We start from the raw sequence: 14,495 nt of genomic DNA on the forward strand, positions 1-14,495 counted from the left end.
TCTGCACATGACGAGGCTTGACCATATCCCTGCTGCGACACGCGCTTGCGTGCCCCTTGCGCTGGGCGCCCGTCTTCTCCTAATTCGCCTCTGAGCGCGGCCGTCCCGGCGCGACCGCTCAGAGGAGACACGTGTTCGCGCCGAGAGTGACACCGATGGGGCCTTTCCGGATCCATCCACGCGAGAAGACATCAAGAAGAGCAATCCCATGACTCAATCAGCACAAGCCGACGCCAACCGCGTTGTCATTTTCGATACCACCTTGCGCGACGGGGAACAGTCGCCCGGCGCAACCATGACCCATGACGAGAAGCTCGAGATCGCGGAGCTGCTTGACGATATGGGGGTGGACATCATCGAAGCAGGCTTTCCCATCGCCTCCGAAGGCGACTTCCGCGCCGTCTCCGAGATCGCGGAGCGGTCCAAGGATGCGGTCATCTGTGGTTTGGCGCGCGCGCAACTGCCCGATATCGACCGTTGCTGGGAGGCTGTGAAACACGCCGCCAAGCCGCGCATTCACACCTTTATCGGCACGTCGCCGTTGCACCGCGCCATTCCGAACCTGACCCAGGACGAAATGGCCGATCGCATCGAACAGACCGTGAGCCATGCGCGGAACCTGTGCGACAATGTGCAATGGTCGCCGATGGACGCGACCCGCACCGAATGGGATTATCTCTGCCGCGTGGTCGAAATCGCGATCAAGGCGGGGGCGAGCACGATCAACATCCCCGATACGGTCGGCTATACCGCGCCGCGCGAAAGCGCCGATCTCATCCGGCGGCTGATCGAGACGGTGCCGGGCGCGGATGACGTGATCTTTGCCACCCATTGTCACAACGATCTCGGCATGGCGACCGCCAACGCGCTGGCCGCGGTCGAGGGTGGGGCGCGCCAGATCGAATGCACGATCAACGGTCTTGGCGAGCGCGCCGGCAACACCGCGCTCGAAGAGGTGGTGATGGCGCTCAAGGTGCGGGGCGATATCATGCCCTACACGACCGGCGTCGATACCAAGAAGATCATGCACATCTCGCGGCGCGTTTCGACCGTGTCGGGCTTCCCGGTGCAGTTCAACAAGGCCATCGTCGGCAAGAACGCCTTCGCGCATGAAAGCGGCATCCATCAGGACGGCATGCTCAAGAACGCCGAGACCTTCGAGATCATGCGTCCGGAGGATGTCGGCCTGCAGGCGACGAATCTCGTCATGGGCAAGCATTCGGGACGTGCGGCGTTGCGCGACAAGCTCAGACAGATGGGTGTGGAGCTCGGTGACAACCAGCTCAAGGACGTGTTTGTCCGGTTCAAGGAGCTCGCCGACCGCAAGAAGGAGGTCTATGACGACGACATCCTTGCGCTTGTGACCGCCACATCGGATGGCGACACCAACCGGTTGCAGCTTGTGAACCTCGCTGTGACCTGTGGCACGGGCGGGCCGGCGCAGGCGGTTCTCGAGATGGAGATCGACGGCAAGGAAGTGTCGGCCACCTGCGAGGGTGACGGACCGGTCGATGCCACCTTCAAGGCGGTGCGCGCGCTGCATCCCAATGCCGCGCGGCTCCAGCTCTATCAGGTGCACGCGGTGACCGAAGGCACGGACGCGCAGGCCACCGTGTCTGTCCGTCTGGAAGAAGACGGGATGATCGCCACCGGACAGTCCGCCGATACGGACACGGTGGTTGCCTCTGCCAAGGCCTATATCAACGCGCTCAACCGGCTGGTCGTGCGCCGCGGGAAGACCGGCAAGGACGTCAAGGAAATCAGCTACAAGGATGTCAGCTGAACGCCCGTGTCGACGGCTGGGGGCGCTGCCCCCAGACCCCCGGGATATTTCCGGCCCAAAGAAACACGGGACGCGGCCCCATTTGGGAGGCCGGGTTGCACTTTTGATCAGACGCGCATGGCCGCCAGTGTCATGGTTTGAGCGCCGCGGTGACGTAGTTCACCGACAGGTCGCGGTCGGACAGGCGCCATTGCCAGCTGATCGGGTTGAACACCATGCCCTTGCGGTCAACGGGGTGCAGACCTGCATCGCGCATAAGCTGGTAGAGTTCTTCCGGGGTGATGAATTTTGACCACTCATGCGTGCCTTTGGGCAGCCAGCGCATCACATATTCTGCCCCCACGATGGCCATGGCAAAGCTTTTGGGGTTGCGGTTGATCGTCGAGCAAATATGCAGCCCGCCGGGGCGCAGCAGGGCCTGGCAGGCGGTCAGATACGCAAGCGGATCGGCCACATGCTCGATCACCTCCATGTTCAGCACCACGTCGAACTGTTCGCCCGACTCCGCCATGGCCTCGGCAGTGGTGTGGCGATAGTCGATCTCCAGCCCGGATTGGGCCGCGTGGGCGCGCGCCACGGGGATATTGCGCTCCGCCGCATCCACGCCGATCACGGTGGCGCCCAGCCGCGTCATCGGCTCGCAGAGGAGCCCGCCGCCACAGCCGATATCGAGAAGACGCAGCCCTTCGAAGGGGCGGGGTGTTGTCAGGTCTCGGTCAAACTCTCCCGCGATCTGGGTCGTGATATAGTCGAGCCGAAGCGGGTTGAGCATGTGCAGAGGCTTGAACTTGCCGTTCGGATCCCACCATTCTGCAGCCATCGCCTCGAATTTCGCAATCTCGCTTGCGTCTACAGTCCCCGACATCACATTCCCCATGGTCTTTCCTGCCTGTGACCCAATATAGAAAGATGATGGACAAATTCCCGAGCCAAAAGCGCGCAGTGCAGTATCTCTATCCGCCGATCGATCCTTACGACCAGCGCACGCTCGACATGGGCGACGGTCATCGGCTTTATGTCGAGCAATGCGGAAATCCGGACGGCGTGCCCGTGATCGTTCTGCACGGCGGCCCTGGTGGCGGGTGCAGCCCGGCGATGCGGCGCTATTTTGACCCGGACGTCTTCCGCGTCGTCCTGTTCGACCAGCGCGGTTGCGGCCGCTCCCGCCCGCACGCGAGCGTGACCAACAACACCACGTGGGATCTTGTCGGCGATATCGAGCGCATTCGCGAGACCCTCGGCATCGAGCGCTTCATCGTGTTCGGCGGCAGTTGGGGGGCGACCTTGGCGCTGGTCTATGCGATCAGCCACCCGGAGCGGGCGGCGCGGCTCGTGCTGCGCGGCGTGTTCATGATGACACAATCCGAGCTGGACTGGTTCTATGGGGGGGGCGCCGGGCAATTCTGGCCAGAACCTTGGGCGCGCTTTTGCGATCTCATACCCGAGGACGAGCGCGGCGACCTCATCGCCGCCTATCACCGGCGGTTGTTTTCCGGTGACCTGCGCACCGAGACCAAGTTTGCACAGGCCTGGTCGGCATGGGAAAACGCGCTCGCGTCCGTGCATTCGTCCGGTCAGGGCGGCGAGGCGCCCGGAGACTATGCCCGCGCCTTTGCCCGGCTGGAGAACCATTACTTCACCAATGCCGGTTTCCTTGCGCATGACGGGTGGATCCTTGCCAATACCGACCGTCTGCACGGGATCCCCGGCGTGATCGTGCAGGGGCGATACGACATGATATGCCCGCCACGGGCGGCCTGGGAGCTTGCCCGCGCCTGGCCCGATGCGGATCTGAGGATGATTCGGAATGCCGGTCACGCGCTGTCCGAACCCGGAATCAGCGCCGAGTTGGTGCGGATCATGGATCAGATTGCCGTGTTGTCTCGCTGAGCGCGCCGGAGCGATCCCGGACGACTTGCCAAGATTTGTCTCGGCTGTTCAACGCCGGACTCCCGGTGCATTTGCGCCAGAAATTGTAAAAAAGCGACATCCGGGTCCAATGGCCGCTTTACAGCCCCCGAGCAGCCGTTAACGTTACCGTAATGATAACAACAAGACTGCAGGGATAGTGAACTCGGTTCTCAGAATCATTTTGCAGCGTCTTGCCCTCGGCGTGCTGACGCTCTTCATCGTCTCGATCGTGATTTTCACCGCGGTCAACATGCTTCCCGGCGATTTTGCCCAAGCCATTCTCGGACAGGGCGCGACTCCGGAAGCGGTCGCGGCCATCCGCCGGGATCTCGGCCTCGATCAACCGCCGATCACACGCTATTTCCAATGGCTCGGAGGCGCCTTGCAGGGCGACCTTGGCAACAGTTTCGCACAGGCGAATTTCGCCAGTTTCGTCGGGGATGACAGCGGTGCACGCACAACCGTTGCCGCACAGATTGCGCCACGCTTCGCCAACACCATGTTCCTTGCCGGGGTCACGGCGGCGATTGCTGTGCCCTTCGCGGTGGGGTTGGGTATCCTTGCCGCGCTCTACCGCAATTCGGCCTTCGACAAGGCGGCCAATGTCTCGACGCTGAGCTCGATCTCCAGCCCTGAATTCTTCATGGCCTACATCCTGATCCTGTTCCTTGCCGTGCTGAACCCGATCCTGCCATCGCTCTCGAACATCTATGACGGAATGCCTTTCAGCGAGCGCTTGCAGAAGACGCTCCTCCCGGCGCTGACACTGACGCTGGTGGTTACGGCGCACATGATGCGCATGACCCGGGCCGCGATCATCAACCTTCTGGCCAGCCCCTATATCGAGATGGCGCGCCTCAAGGGGATCAGCCCGATGCGCGTCATCGTCAAGCACGCCTTGCCCAATGCGCTCGCGCCGATCATCAACGTCATCGCGCTCAACCTTGCCTACCTGATCACCGGGGTTGTCGTGGTCGAGGTGGTCTTTGTCTATCCCGGTATCGGTCAGCTCTTCGTTGATAGCGTCAAGATCCGCGACATCCCGGTGGTGCAGGCCTGCTGCCTGATCTTTGCCGCTGCCTACATCCTGTTGAACCTGACGGCGGATATCCTGTCGATCCTGTCGAACCCGCGTCTGAGGCATCCGAAATGAGTGGTATGGTTTGGTTTGTGCTCTATCTCGCGGCCGTTGCCGTGGGCGGCTGGGTGTTTCGCTTTGCCGGACAGACAGCAACCGGGAACAAGCCCTTCTTCCGCGATATGCCCCTCGCCGTGGCCTTTGGGTATGTCCTTGGTGTGACGCTCGCGATCCTCGCGGTCTTTTACTATTTTCAGCCCGTCATGACCGAACAGGGCACGCCAGATGCCGGTGTGACCTTCTTCCGCTGGGCCGTGCAGGGCCTGATCATCTTTGCAATCGCCGCCTGGGTGTTCCGCCTTCTGGGGCGCAATATAGGCACGGCGGGGAGCAAGAAGCTCTTTCGCCAGATGCCGCTGACCGCCTCTTTCGGGATTCTCGTGATCCTCATCTATGCGTTCGTGTCGATCTTTGCCGGAGTGATCGCCCCCTACGGTCAGGAGGAAATCTTCCAGCAGGTCAATGCCCTGCCGGGCGGCAATGCCGCAACCGGCGGCAATCCGGACCATATCCTCGGCACCGACCAGATCGGTCGCGACCTGCTCAGTCGCCTGATCTACGGCGCGCAGAATACCGTCGGCATCGCCTTTGCCACCACGCTGATCGCGTTCTTCCTCGGCGGCTCGCTGGGCTTTCTGGCCGCGACCTTGCAAGGCGTGCTGGATCAGGTGCTTTCGCGTGCGGTCGACGTGCTGATGGCGATTCCGTCGCTGATCTTCGCGCTGCTCCTGATGACCATCGCCAGCGCCTGGGCCGGGTCCGAGAAATGGCTTCTGACCGTCTACATGGTTTTGATCATCGCTGTGATCGACAGCACCCGGGTTTTCCGTCTGGCCCGCGCCGTGGGCATGAACATCGTCGTGATGGATTACATCGAGGCCGCCAAACTGCGCGGCGAGGGTCTGGGATACCTGATCTTCAAGGAGATCCTGCCCAATGCCACGGCGCCGCTTCTGGCCGAGTTCGGATTGCGGTTCTGCTTCGTCTTCCTGACGATTGCGTCGCTGAGCTTTCTCGGTGTGGGCATCCAGCCACCACTGGCAGATTGGGGCACCATGGTGCGCGACCTGTCGCAATTCATCAACTTCGCGGCCTTCTCACCGCTGACTGCCGCGCTGCCGCTGATGGCCGCAGGGGCCATCGCGTTGCTGACGGTGGCGGTCAACTTTGTCGTGGACTGGATGCTCTACCGGTCTTCGGGCCTGAAGGAGTAAGGACATGCAAGACGACACGTCCCGCCTGTTGGTCGAAATGCGCGGCATCTACATGGAAGGCCGCTCCGACGAGACCTGGACCCCGATCATCAAGGGCGTCGACCTGACGCTGAACAAGGGCGAGGTGCTCGGGCTTATCGGTGAATCGGGCGCGGGGAAATCCACGCTGGGCCTTGCCGCCATGGGGTTCACCCGCGACGGTGTCCGCATCTCGCAGGGCTCTGTGCATTTTGACGGGATCGACGTTCTCAGAGCCAGCGCGCAAACCAAGCGGCAGCTACTCGGCAAGCGCATCGCCTATGTCGCGCAATCCGCCGCCGCCAGCTTCAACCCGGCTCACAAGATCATCGATCAACATACCGAGGCGCCCGTGCAGCACGGTGTCATGAGCCGGTCCGAGAGCGCCAAGGACGGAATGGAGCTCTATCGCAAGCTGCGCCTGCCCAATCCCGAGGAAATCGGCTTTCGCTATCCGCATCAGGTCTCCGGCGGACAGCTTCAGCGCGCCATGACCGCCATGGCGATGGCGTGCCGGCCGGATCTGATCATTTTTGACGAACCAACCACAGCGCTCGACGTGACCACCCAAATCGAGGTGCTTGCCTCGATCCGCCAGATCGTCGACGAATTCGACACTGCCGCGATCTACATCACCCACGACCTCGCCGTGGTTGCGCAGATGGCCGACCGGATCAAGGTTTTGCTCAAGGGCGACGAGGTCGAAGAGGCCGACACCCGCACGATGCTCGCGCACCCGACACAGGACTATACCAAGTCGCTCTGGGCCGTGCGGGAGTTCCAGCGGCCAGCCAAGCCGCCTGTGAACACCGGCGCGACCCCGGTCATCTCGGTCCAGAACGTGACGGCCGCCTATGGCAAGATTGACGTGCTGCATGATGTGAGCTTTGACATCCACGAAGGCCGCACCGTCGCGGTCGTGGGCGAATCCGGGTCCGGAAAATCCACCACGGCGCGCTGTATCACCGGGCTTTTGCCGCCACGGATCGGCGCGATCGAGCTCGATGGCGCAGCCCTGCCGCTCGATTACCGCAAACGCAACAAGGACCAGCTCAGGCAGGTCCAGATGATCTACCAGATGGCCGATACCGCGTTGAACCCGCGCAAGTCCATCGGCGAGATCATCGGCAGGCCCGTGCAGTTCTATATGGGGCTGACCGGCAAACAGAAACGCAAACGTGTCGAGGAGTTGCTCGACGAGATCGAGTTGCCCGCGGACCAGTATTTCGACCGACTGCCTTCCGAGCTCTCGGGCGGCCAGAAGCAGCGCATCGGCATCGCCCGCGCGCTGGCGGCTGAACCGAAATTCATCATCTGCGACGAGGTGACATCCGCGCTCGACCAGCTTGTGGCCGAGGGCATCCTGCGCTTGCTGGCGCGGCTTCAGGACGATCTGAAGCTGAGCTACATGTTCATCACCCATGATCTGGCCACCGTGCGCTCCATCGCCGACGAGGTGGTGGTGATGAAAAACGGTGAAGTGGTCGAACAAGGCCCGAAGCGCGACATGTTCAAGCCGCCACATCATGCCTATACCGACCTGTTGCTGTCCTCCGTGCCGGAAATGGACCCTGACTGGCTAACCAATCTGCTCAAGGAGCGCGGCGTGGACAATATCGGGGATGCGGCTGTCGAGAAAATGAGCTGACCGCCGTGACCCCGGAGGCGTCCATCCTGAAGCGTTTGCTGAAGAGAATGTGACGCATCCCTGTCATGCTGTCAGATATTATGTAAGCTATATCGGGAATCGAAGCGCTTTCAGGCGCGGCAATACAGCGGCAGCAAGCCGCGATACACTAGGGAGACGAAGACAATGACCAATATCAGTAGACGCGGACTGCTCAAGACCGGCGCCGCCGCCGGTGTGCTTGCGGCAACCGGCCTGCCGGTTCGCGCCCAACAGCGTGGCGGCACCCTCCGCCTCGGCCTTGCCGGCGCGAACACGTCGGACACCTGGGACAGCCGGACTCACTCCGACAGCTATATGATCATGGCCGGGCATGGCGCGGTTTTTGATACGCTGACCGAGGTGGCCGCAGATGGCGAACTGGTCGGCGAACTGGCTGAAAGCTGGGAAGCCTCCGCTGATGCGAAGACCTGGGTCTTCAAGCTTCGGACCGGCGTGACATTCCACAACGGCAAGCCGTTTGGTGCCGATGACGTAATCGCATCGCTGCAGATGCACACCGCCGAAGGCGCAAAATCCGCCGCCAAGCCGATCGTCGAGAACGTCGCCGAGATGACCAAGACCGGCGAGCATGAAGTGACCATGGTGTTGAAGGCCGGGAATGCGGATTTCCCGTTCCTGCTGTCGGACTATCACCTGTGTATTTTCCCCGACGGTCAGATCGAGGAAGCGATTGCCAACGGCATCGGCACGGGTCTTTACAAGGTCGAAAGCTTCGACCCCGGTGTGCGCACCTTGCTGAGCCGCGTCGATGGTCACTACAAGGACGGCCGCGCAGGCTGGTTCGACAGTGTCGAGATCATCGCGATCAACGACGCCTCCGCACGCATGAACGCCTTGATGACCGGCCAGGTCGATGCCGTGAACCGCGTGGATTTCAAGACCGAGCCGCTGATGCGCGCCAACCCCATGGTCAACATCTTCGAGGTGACCGGCAACCAGCACTACACCTTCCCGATGCTCACGGATCTCGATCCCTACAGCAACCTGAAGGTGCGCCAGGCGCTCAAGCACGCCATCAATCGTCAGGAAATGGTCGACAAGATCCTGCAAGGCCACGGCAAGGTCGGCAACGACCACCCCATCGGCCCGGCAAACACCTATTACGCCGCCGATCTCGAGCAGAACAGCTACGACCCTGATAAGGCCGCGGCCCTGCTCAAGGAAGCTGGTCTCGACGGGCTTCAGGTGGATCTGTCCGCCTCCGACGCAGCCTTCGCGGGTGCCGTCGACGCGGCACAGCTCTATCAGGCCTCCGCGAAAGCCGCCGGCATCGACATCAACGTCGTGCAGGAACCGGCCGACGGCTACTGGTCCAATGTCTGGCTCAAGAAAGCCTGGTGCGCCTGCTACTGGTCGGGCCGCGCCACTGAGGACTGGATGTTCTCCACCGCCTACGAAGCCGGTGTGCCGTGGAATGACACCCAGTGGGACGAGAAAGACAGCGCGCGCTTCCAGGAGCTTCTGCTCAGCGCCCGCGCAGAGCTCGACACCAATGTGCGTCGCGATCAATATACAGAGATGCAGATGATCATGTCGAAAGAGGGCGGCACGGTTGTTCCGATGTATGCCAACTACGTCGATGCGCATTCCACCAAGCTGACCAACTCCGGCACGATCGGCAACGTGTTCCAGATGGACAGCTCGCGCCTGATCGAGCGTTGGTGGTTCGCCTGAACGGGCTGACCGACCTCACCATGATGTGCAAACGCCCCGCAGTAATGCGGGGCGTTTCTTTTTGGCGGCCATATCCAGGTCGAAAAAGCCCCGTGGTCCCCGCCCGCTCCCGCGGCGGCAATGCCCATAACCCCGCCCCGCCTCCCGGCCTCACGCGCACAGGGCCCAAGCCGCCGCCCCGCCTCGCAAAGACACCCGGTCGCACCGATCCGATACCCGGCACCTCCGCGACGCCGCGCTGTGTTTCTTTGGGCTGAAAATATCCCGGGGGTCTGGGGGCAGCGCCCCCAGCCATCGACGCGGGATCCGTTTTCGGAGGGTCAGCCCCCGGTCTCAATCCCACGCAGGCAGGACATGCGCGCTCAGAGCCTGTCGTCGTAATCCGACACCAACAAGTGAAGCGGCGCTTCATCCTCTTCGATATTCGAAAACCGGCCGATCGGTTGCTCGAAGATGTTGTCGGTCAGATCGTCATTCACGGTTGAGACCTCCCCGATCAGCACATCGCCGCCTTCGCCCCAGAACGCATGCCAGGTGTCGGGATAGAGCGTCACCGATTCCCCCGGATCCAGCTTGAGCAGCCCTCCCGCTTCAAGCTGACGGGGCATGCCATCGCACATCACCGTGACGGGGGCGTCGCGGTCAATGCCACCGGTGGCGTCCGATTTGAACAGTTCCAGAACAAGCTTGCCGCCGCCCTTGTTGATGATGTCCTCGACCTTGAGATCATGTCGGTGCATCGGGCTTAGCTGATGCTCGCGCGAGATCATGATCTTCTCGGCATAAAGCATCGCGGATTTCTGCCCCAGGTCCGCACTGAGCCCGTTGCGTGTGGTGAACAGGAACAAGCCCATCTCGTCGAAGTTCTCCGCTCCGTAATCCGTGATATCCCACCCCATGCGGCGCGCCTTGATCTGCGCGTGATCCGACGCCTTCAGCGCCTCGGGCGAAAGATAGGCGAAGGGCGGCATGATATAGCCGAAAGACCGGATGAAGGCGTCGCCTTCTCTCAGGATCTCATTGATGCGGGAGCGTTTCATTTCGGGTCCCCTGTTGGATGGTGGCGCAAACACGTTCCGGGCTATACCGCGCCGATCCATCCTGCGCCAGCCATCACGGACAAGGGGCACGGCCCAATTTCGCCGCGACCCTTTCCGGCCGGTTCTGAAGCCAAGGCTTCCGGAACCGCGTCAGAGCACGTAGCGACTGAGATCCGTCGAACGCGTGAGCTCACCCAGATGGGCCTCGACAAAGGCCGCATCCACCGTGATTTCCGCGCCCGCCCGGTCCGGGGCCTCGAAGCTGAGCTCTTCGAAAACGCGTTCCATAACGGTATAAAGCCGCCGCGCGCCGATGTTCTCGACCGACTGGTTCACCTCAGCCGCAATCTTGGCAAGCGACGAAATCCCGCCCTCCGTAAAGGTCACCGTGACCTCCTCCGTTTTCATCAGGGCGATGTATTGGCGGGTCAGCGCGTTGTCCGTTTCCGTGAGGATACGCACGAAATCAGCCTCTGTCAGAGCACGGAGATTGACACGGATCGGCAGCCGCCCCTGCAATTCCGGCAACAGGTCGGACGGTTTGGCGATGTGAAACGCCCCCGATGCAATAAAGAGGATGTGGTCGGTTTTCACCGGCCCATGCTTGGTGGAGACCGTGGTGCCCTCGATCAGCGGGAGCAGGTCGCGCTGCACCCCTTCGCGGGATACGTCTCCGCCACGGGCATCCTGACGGGTCGCGACCTTGTCGATTTCATCCAGAAAGACGATGCCGTTCTGCTCCACCGCTTCAAGGGCCGCCAGCTTTATCTGCTCTTCGTCAAGAAGCTTGTCCGCCTCCTCGGCGATCAGGATGTCATAGCTGTCCGCGATGGTCATGCGCTTGCGAACGGTCCGGCCGGAGAACGCCTTGCCGAAGAGATCGCCGAGATTCATCATACCCATGCCACCCGCACCGGGTTGCCCCGGGATTTCCATCGCCGGGAAAGGCGAGGATGTATCCGCGATCTCGAGCTCGATCTCGGTGCCGTCCAGCTCTCCTGCATGCAGCTTGCGCCGGAACATGTCCCGCGTTCCCTCGCGGGCACCGTCGCCTGCGATGGCGTCGATCACCCGCTCTTCGGCGGCCTCGTGGGCGCGCGCCTTGACGTCGTCGCGCATCTGGTCGCGCACCATAATCATGGCGGCATCCACCAGATCGCGCACGATCTGTTCAACATCGCGCCCGACATAACCAACCTCGGTGAACTTCGTGGCTTCGACCTTGATGAAGGGCGCGCGCGCCAGCTTGGCAAGGCGTCGGCTGATCTCCGTCTTGCCGACGCCGGTCGGCCCGATCATCAGGATGTTCTTCGGGTAGACCTCGTCGCGCAGATCATCGGCGAGCTGTTTGCGCCGCCAGCGGTTGCGCAGTGCCACGGCCACCGCCCTCTTGGCATCCGCCTGCCCGATAATGAAGCGGTCGAGCTCTGAAACGATTTCGCGGGGAGTCAGGTCGGTCATGTCAACGCCTTCGTATATGTCTCGTCAGTCATCATATCGTCGAACCATTCCGGATAGCGCCGGGCCGGTGGCAGCGCCGCGTCAATCGCGGCAACCTCGCCCTCGCGCAGGTGGATCGCACCCGCGGCGAGGCTCTTTTCAAGCTGGCTCTCGCGGCTCGCCCCGAAGATCACCGTGTGGCTGCGCTGCTTGGCAAGGATCCAAGCCAGCGCCACCTGCGCGCATGTGGCCCCGTGGGCCTCGGCGGCGGTGGCCAGCGCGCCAAGAACGGCCCGTGCCTGCTCTGCGCCAATCTGGAGGAAATCGCCTTCTGAGAGGCGTCCGTCGACCTTTTCGAGATCGGACAGATCGTATTTCCCGGTCAGCAAGCCCCCGGCAAGCGGCGACCATGCCATCAGCCCAAGACCCAGCGCGGCACCCATACGCAGAACATCGTGCTCGATATCGCGGTTCGCGGCATTGTAAAGGTATTGCCCCGCCGTGAAGGAAGCCAACCCGTTGTCGCGCTGGAACTGCACCGCTTGCGCAACCTGCCATGCGGGCCAGTTGCTGACGCCGATATAGCGGAGCTTTCCGTGGTCGATCAGCGTTTGCAACGTGCCCAGCGTCTCTTCGAGCGGCGTCGTGAAATCCGTCTTGTGCAGCACCAGAAGATCAATCCAATCGGTGCCGAGCCGCTTGAGGCACCCTTCCACCGACGCGCGCAAATGGTGCCGGGAGAGGCCCGCATCGGTCATCCGGTCACTCTGACGAAAACCCACCTTGGTGCAGATGACCGCATCGGCACGCTTGCCCTTGAGAGCCGTGCCGAGCATCTCTTCGGCTTCGCCAGCGGAATAGCCGTCCGCGCTGTCGAAGAAATTCACGCCTGCGTCGAGCGCCATGTCGACCATACGCGACGCACCGGCCTGATCGACCTTGGCCACACCGGGGATCCAGTCCGCCCCCTTGGTGAAGGTCATCGTGCCAAGACAGAGCCGCGACACCACGAGGCCACTATTGCCAAGCCGTGTGTAGCCCATCCCGCTCATGCGGAGATGCTTTCCACGGTCAGGTTGCCATTGGTATAGACGCAGATGTCGGCGGCGATCTCCATGGCGCGGCGCGCCACCTCTTCCGCGCTCCGGTCGGTGTCCATCAGGCCGCGCGCGGCGGCAAGGGCGAAGTTGCCACCCGAACCGATGGCGGTCACATCGTGCTCGGGTTCAAGCACATCACCCGCCCCGGTGATCACCAAAAGGTCGGTGCCGTCGGTAACGATCAGCATCGCTTCGAGCTTTTGAAGGTATTTGTCCGTGCGCCAATCCTTTGCAAGTTCGACCGATGCGCGCTGCAACTGCCCCGGTGTCGCCTCCAGCTTGGCTTCGAGCCGTTCGAGCAGGGTAAAGGCATCGGCGGTCGACCCGGCAAAGCCACAGACCACGTCTTGCCCACCGGGAGAGAGCCGCCGCACCTTGCGCGCCGTTCCCTTGATCACCGTTTGCCCGAGGCTCACCTGACCGTCACCCGCAATCACAACCTGCCCGCCCTTGCGAACGCCAATGATCGTGGTGCCGTGCCAACCGGGAAATTCCTGCTCTGCCATGTGGTCTCTTCCTTCGCGTCTTTGGGGCCATATGGGGGCGGGCCCTTGCCTGAACAAGCCGATGGTCTGGGCATAGCGGCAATGCCTCTGAAAGAAAATGCGCTTGCGACACCGGTGATGGAACCCGGCGCGGCGCGTTTACGGCGGTATCTGGCCCTTTTTTCGCGTCAAAGCGGACCATTCGCCGCTCATGCCAGATCACGGCTCCGGTGGCGGCACCGCCAAGCGTCCAGACAGCGGAGTGGCCGTGGCCAAGGCCCGGTCCAAAGGACAGGCCGGAAACCCGCCACAGCACCGCTCCAACCCCACAGCGGTCTTGGAACAGACGGGGGGGATATCCCGCAGGATTTCCAATGCCAGGCGCGAGAGGGAGAAGACGTCTCCGCGCGTTTTTGGACTTTGCAGGGCGCGGATGACGCGCGCTTTTGGGGCGGTTTTCTTTTGCTCTCCGCGCGCCGCTCAGAATTGGGAAAAGCGGAGATTCCGGCCCAGATGACCCAAAAAAACGCCCCGACGCGAAGATCGGGACGTTTCGCTAGACGGATCGCTTTGAAACTGCGCTCAGAGCGACTCTTCAATCCAGCTTTGCAGCGCGGCCTTGGGAGCAGCGCCGGCGCGGTTGGAAACCGGCGCGCCATCCTTGAAGATAAAGAGCGCGGGAATGCCCCGCACGCCCATCTGGGCCGCCGTGTTGGGGTTGTTGTCAACATCCACCTTGGCGATCTTTACCTTGCCTTCATATTCGGCGGAAAGCTCTTCCAGAGCCGGACCGATCTGTTTGCAGGGACCGCACCATTCGGCCCAGAAATCCACCACAACGGGGATATCGGAATTCTTCACTTCGGCGTCGAAAGTTTCATCGGTAACGGCGACGGTGGGCATGGCGACCTCCAGGAATGTCGGCCAGCGCATGCGGGCCGTGTGTGTCTAGTGAGCTGTGCGTGGGCAGCGCGTTTCAGATGAGAAGACGTAAGGACGCGA

12 protein-coding genes are annotated in these 14,495 nt (G+C 62.1%); 6 read left to right on the plus strand and 6 right to left on the minus strand.

Features of this window, described 5'->3' with window-relative positions; all coding sequences use genetic code 11:
- Window positions 1-208: 208 nt before the first annotated feature.
- Window positions 209-1,783 carry a 2-isopropylmalate synthase gene (locus J1C49_RS00950; protein WP_227443886.1) on the plus strand — a complete coding sequence of 525 codons (1,575 nt, stop codon included), beginning with the start codon at window positions 209-211 and terminating at the stop codon, window positions 1,781-1,783.
- Between the two features lie 130 nt (window positions 1,784-1,913).
- Here the strand turns inward: J1C49_RS00950 and ubiG are convergent, their stop codons facing one another.
- Window positions 1,914-2,648: a bifunctional 2-polyprenyl-6-hydroxyphenol methylase/3-demethylubiquinol 3-O-methyltransferase UbiG gene (ubiG, locus tag J1C49_RS00955; protein ID WP_227443887.1), complete on the minus strand. Its 735-nt coding sequence runs from the start codon at window positions 2,646-2,648 to the stop codon at window positions 1,914-1,916.
- A gap of 47 nt (window positions 2,649-2,695) precedes the next feature.
- Between ubiG and pip the strand changes: the two genes are divergently transcribed.
- The 5 genes from pip (at window position 2,696) to J1C49_RS00980 (ending at window position 9,428) form a co-directional block, all read left to right on the plus strand.
- A complete protein-coding gene (gene pip / locus J1C49_RS00960; RefSeq protein WP_227443888.1) occupies window positions 2,696-3,673 on the plus strand; it encodes a prolyl aminopeptidase in 978 nt (325 codons plus the stop codon).
- Window positions 3,674-3,851: 178 nt separating this feature from the next.
- On the plus strand, window positions 3,852-4,847 hold the full coding sequence (locus J1C49_RS00965) for an ABC transporter permease (RefSeq protein WP_227443889.1): 996 nt from the start codon (window positions 3,852-3,854) through the stop codon (window positions 4,845-4,847).
- A complete protein-coding gene (locus J1C49_RS00970) occupies window positions 4,844-6,046 on the plus strand; it encodes an ABC transporter permease (RefSeq protein ID WP_227443890.1) in 1,203 nt (400 codons plus the stop codon). Before J1C49_RS00965 ends, J1C49_RS00970 begins: the two co-directional genes overlap by 4 nt.
- Before the next feature lie 4 nt (window positions 6,047-6,050).
- On the plus strand, window positions 6,051-7,712 hold the full coding sequence (locus J1C49_RS00975) for an ABC transporter ATP-binding protein (protein WP_227443891.1): 1,662 nt from the start codon (window positions 6,051-6,053) through the stop codon (window positions 7,710-7,712).
- 165 nt (window positions 7,713-7,877) lie between these two features.
- Window positions 7,878-9,428 (plus strand): ABC transporter substrate-binding protein, encoded by a 1,551-nt coding sequence (locus J1C49_RS00980; protein WP_227443892.1) that lies wholly within the window; start codon window positions 7,878-7,880, stop codon window positions 9,426-9,428.
- A 362-nt stretch (window positions 9,429-9,790) separates the two neighbouring features.
- Here J1C49_RS00980 and J1C49_RS00985 read toward each other — a convergent pair whose 3' ends face one another.
- The 5 genes from J1C49_RS00985 to trxA all read right to left on the minus strand — a co-directional run bounded on the left by J1C49_RS00985 (window position 9,791) and on the right by trxA (window position 14,396).
- The gene (locus tag J1C49_RS00985; protein WP_227443893.1) at window positions 9,791-10,468 is read right to left on the minus strand and encodes a D-lyxose/D-mannose family sugar isomerase; all 678 of its coding nucleotides are present in this window, start codon (window positions 10,466-10,468) and stop codon (window positions 9,791-9,793) included.
- Window positions 10,469-10,618: 150 nt separating this feature from the next.
- Complete coding sequence (gene hslU, locus J1C49_RS00990) at window positions 10,619-11,929, minus strand: ATP-dependent protease ATPase subunit HslU (RefSeq protein WP_227443894.1); 1,311 nt, start codon at window positions 11,927-11,929, stop codon at window positions 10,619-10,621.
- Entirely contained in the window at window positions 11,926-12,960 is a 1,035-nt protein-coding gene (locus J1C49_RS00995) for an aldo/keto reductase (protein WP_227443895.1), read from the minus strand. Before J1C49_RS00995 ends, hslU begins: the two co-directional genes overlap by 4 nt.
- Window positions 12,957-13,514, minus strand: coding sequence for an ATP-dependent protease subunit HslV (gene hslV, locus J1C49_RS01000; protein ID WP_227443896.1), 558 nt, complete (start codon window positions 13,512-13,514; stop codon window positions 12,957-12,959). The genes J1C49_RS00995 and hslV overlap by 4 nt, the downstream gene beginning before the upstream one ends.
- 561 nt (window positions 13,515-14,075) lie before the next feature.
- Window positions 14,076-14,396 carry a thioredoxin gene (trxA, locus tag J1C49_RS01005; protein WP_227443897.1) on the minus strand — a complete coding sequence of 107 codons (321 nt, stop codon included), beginning with the start codon at window positions 14,394-14,396 and terminating at the stop codon, window positions 14,076-14,078.
- Between the last annotated feature and the right edge of the window lie 99 nt (window positions 14,397-14,495).

The sequence above is a fragment of the Cognatishimia sp. F0-27 genome, from assembly GCF_020667845.1.
Taxonomy (GTDB): domain Bacteria; phylum Pseudomonadota; class Alphaproteobacteria; order Rhodobacterales; family Rhodobacteraceae; genus JAFMPQ01.

What these genes read in the sequence shown, in the direction of transcription:
- J1C49_RS00995 (WP_227443895.1), bottom strand. Translation starts at nt 12,960, where the DNA reads ATGAGCGGGATGGGCTACACACGGCTTGGCAATAGTGGCCTCGTGGTG.
- J1C49_RS00970 (WP_227443890.1), top strand. Translation starts at nt 4,844, where the DNA reads ATGAGTGGTATGGTTTGGTTTGTGCTCTATCTCGCGGCCGTTGCCGTG.
- J1C49_RS00975 (WP_227443891.1), top strand. Translation starts at nt 6,051, where the DNA reads ATGCAAGACGACACGTCCCGCCTGTTGGTCGAAATGCGCGGCATCTAC.
- J1C49_RS00980 (WP_227443892.1), top strand. Translation starts at nt 7,878, where the DNA reads ATGACCAATATCAGTAGACGCGGACTGCTCAAGACCGGCGCCGCCGCC.
- hslV (WP_227443896.1), bottom strand. Translation starts at nt 13,514, where the DNA reads ATGGCAGAGCAGGAATTTCCCGGTTGGCACGGCACCACGATCATTGGC.
- J1C49_RS00950 (WP_227443886.1), top strand. Translation starts at nt 209, where the DNA reads ATGACTCAATCAGCACAAGCCGACGCCAACCGCGTTGTCATTTTCGAT.
- J1C49_RS00985 (WP_227443893.1), bottom strand. Translation starts at nt 10,468, where the DNA reads ATGAAACGCTCCCGCATCAATGAGATCCTGAGAGAAGGCGACGCCTTC.
- hslU (WP_227443894.1), bottom strand. Translation starts at nt 11,929, where the DNA reads ATGACCGACCTGACTCCCCGCGAAATCGTTTCAGAGCTCGACCGCTTC.
- ubiG (WP_227443887.1), bottom strand. Translation starts at nt 2,648, where the DNA reads ATGTCGGGGACTGTAGACGCAAGCGAGATTGCGAAATTCGAGGCGATG.
- pip (WP_227443888.1), top strand. Translation starts at nt 2,696, where the DNA reads ATGGACAAATTCCCGAGCCAAAAGCGCGCAGTGCAGTATCTCTATCCG.
- trxA (WP_227443897.1), bottom strand. Translation starts at nt 14,396, where the DNA reads ATGCCCACCGTCGCCGTTACCGATGAAACTTTCGACGCCGAAGTGAAG.